This is a genomic window from Haliea sp. E17, from assembly GCF_048323675.1.
Lineage (GTDB): Bacteria > Pseudomonadota > Gammaproteobacteria > Pseudomonadales > Halieaceae > Mangrovimicrobium.
Map to the genome: position 1 here is coordinate 1 of NZ_JBLWFK010000016.1, position 763 is coordinate 763.

Genomic DNA, 763 nt, shown 5'->3' on the forward strand with positions numbered 1-763 from the left:
TGACTCTGACCCCATTCATCAATTACTCGATGATTTTAGCGACGACGCCAGCACCAACGGTACGGCCACCTTCGCGGATCGCGAAGCGCAGGCCATCTTCCATCGCGATCGGCGCGATCAGGGTGACAACCATCTGCACGTTGTCGCCCGGCATGACCATCTCAACGCCTTCCGGCAGCTCACAGGCGCCAGTCACGTCGGTGGTACGGAAGTAGAACTGCGGACGGTAGCCCTTGAAGAACGGGGTGTGACGGCCGCCTTCGTCCTTGCCCAGTACGTAGACTTCGGCTTCGAACTTGGTGTGCGGGGTTACGGTGCCCGGCTTCGCCAGGACCTGGCCACGCTCGACTTCGTCACGCTTGGTGCCGCGCAGCAGTACGCCGACGTTCTCGCCCGCACGGCCTTCGTCCAGCAGCTTGCGGAACATCTCGACACCGGTACAGGTGGTCTTGGTGGTGTCGTTGATACCGACGATCTCGATCTCTTCACCGACCTTGATGATGCCGCGCTCGACACGACCAGTCACAACAGTACCGCGACCGGAGATGGAGAACACGTCTTCCACCGGCATCAGGAAGGTACCGTCGATGGCACGCTCCGGCTCGGGGATGTAGGCGTCCAGGGTCTCAACCAGGGTCTTGACCGCGGTGGTGCCCAGGCCGTTCTCGTCTTCGCCGTTCAGCGCCATCAGCGCGGAACCACAGATGATCGGGGTGTCGTCACCGGGGAATTCGTACTGGTCCAGCAGCTCGCGCAGCTCCAT

General features: G+C 61.9%; 1 protein-coding gene. It reads right to left on the reverse strand.

Annotated features, from left to right (window positions below; genetic code table 11):
* Positions 1-22: 22 nt before the first annotated feature.
* A partial coding sequence (locus ACNKU3_RS20635) for an EF-Tu/IF-2/RF-3 family GTPase (protein WP_418261464.1) occupies positions 23-763 on the reverse strand: 741 nt, incomplete at its 5' end.